Origin of the sequence: Desulfovibrio sp. 1188_IL3213, from assembly GCF_036763145.1 — a bacterium.
Classification (GTDB): Bacteria; Desulfobacterota; Desulfovibrionia; order Desulfovibrionales; family Desulfovibrionaceae; genus Desulfovibrio.
This window is the reverse complement of record NZ_JBAIYR010000544.1, coordinates 1-1329: the sequence shown is the minus strand read 5'-3', so window position 1 is coordinate 1329 and position 1329 is coordinate 1. Positions and strand designations below refer to the sequence as shown.

At 60.4% G+C, this 1329-nt stretch carries 1 protein-coding gene; it reads right to left on the bottom strand.

Going from position 1 to position 1329, the window contains the following annotated elements:
- Window positions 1-741, bottom strand: a 741-nt coding sequence (locus V6C16_RS13450) for a PEP/pyruvate-binding domain-containing protein (RefSeq protein ID WP_333543461.1), incomplete at its 3' end; no start/stop codon positions are given.
- Window positions 742-1329 lie beyond the last annotated feature (588 nt).

The window sequence follows — 1329 nt, the reverse complement described above, 5'->3', positions numbered from 1 at the left end:
AAGCCGCATGCCCTGCGGACAGGAGGCACGCAAACGGGCAACAGCGGCCAGAATTTCCGCCGCCAGATCCTGAGGCATGGGGGTATCTTCCACCAACTGGCCGAGGCTGCGCGAAAGCTTGGCAAGATGTTTGGGGGCAAGGCCCCCGGCAGCCTGTATGCGCCGGTTGATCTCGCTCTGCAGTTCGCCGCTCTGGAAAAAATGCTGGCAGCCCACGGCAGTGACCACAAAGCCCCTGGGAACCAGATCGGGCAGACGGCGGCGCACATCTTCGAGCCGCAGGGTCACAGGATCAACCAGCGGAGACCGCCCCTGCCCGCTGAGAGCCTCCATATCCGTTTCGTCCGGCCCAAGCGGCAGCACAAGAGGCCCCAGAAGGCAGGATTCCGGTTCGTAAACGTCGTCCGCCACCATGTTTTGCAATTCGGCAAACCGCGCGTACAGGGCTTCGCAGGGGGCGGGATCGAGCCGCTCCAGCTGCTTGATGCACTGAAACGCCTGTGTCGCCATGCTGGTACATAGGGCGCGCACCCTGTAAAGCCCAAAGGGATGGTCACAGCACAGGGTGTACTCAAGGGCGGTCATGGTTTCCTGAAAAGTGTTCCATGCCGTGAGAAAAAGCTTGAAGGAATGATGCCGCAGGGCAAAGAAGCGTTCGGCATCGCTGTCTGAAGCCGAGGCTCCGGCTGCGGCCCGCCGGGCGGTCCGCGAAAAAAAGCCCAAAAGGCGTGAGAGTGGCATGACGGCTCCAGAACTCATGACAAAGCCCCGGTTTTACTAACCTGGGAACCTGTGCCGCCGGCGGCATGGCCGCCGGACCGTGAGCGCAAAAATATGTCGCGCCGGGCAGTTACGCCCATTGGCGGTATTGTTACACAGCGGTAACACAGGCAGCACGCCATATGCAACAGCGAAAAAGCCTGACAGGACGCTCGGCAATATGAACCACAGCGTCAAGTTAGCACAGCGCCCCCCTGCCTTCAAGCAACATGTGACATAATTCCCAAATATAAAATAAGAAACTCCAGAACGTTCAGGACACCAGCGTTTTCTCATGCCGCAAATTCGGCCGTAAACCGGCTTGCCACCCCCGGCCACAACAATTCTTTGTTGGTGGCGTCATGCGTCTCGCGCGCTACAAAAAAACGCTCGGATGGAGGCTTGGGGACAGAACGACCGCGACGGGCGGAGGGCGTCTGAACGACGCATGGCGGACGACGCCCTCATTGCGGGCAACGGCCTTCGCGGCGGGGTCTGAGGGGTACGCGCCGAAGAGTGTATGGAAGTCTGAACGCCGGATGACGCCGGATGACGCCGGATGACGCCGGA